Raw genomic sequence first — 241 nt, 5'->3', positions numbered from 1 at the left:
ATTCCACTGAAAGCTGTTTTTAGACGCTTCGCCAGAATATAAATAGCCCCACCATCCTTCGCCCCAATAAGATGTGAGGTTAGAAATGCCAGCATGAGAAATCGATGCGCTAAATAAGTCGGTTTTAGTTGCTAAATGCATAGTCATAAAACCACCGTAAGAGGCACCTAGGTTGCCTACCTTTTCGCTATCTACATAGTTGTATTTATTTAAAAATGCCTGCGTGCCTGCAATTATATCG

Annotated in this window: 1 protein-coding gene; it reads right to left on the bottom strand. The window is 41.1% G+C overall.

Annotation, left to right across the window (positions count from 1 at the left end; all coding sequences use genetic code 11):
* The coding region (locus tag AAEY79_RS16205; RefSeq protein ID WP_352289765.1) for a prolyl oligopeptidase family serine peptidase at window positions 1–241 on the bottom strand (241 nt) is incomplete at both ends.

Origin of the sequence: Psychrobacter sp. GW64-MNA-CIBAN-0177, assembly GCF_040309585.1 — a bacterium.
GTDB classification, from domain to species: domain Bacteria; phylum Pseudomonadota; class Gammaproteobacteria; order Pseudomonadales; family Moraxellaceae; genus Psychrobacter; species Psychrobacter okhotskensis.
This window is presented reverse-complemented; position numbering and strand designations above follow the sequence as displayed.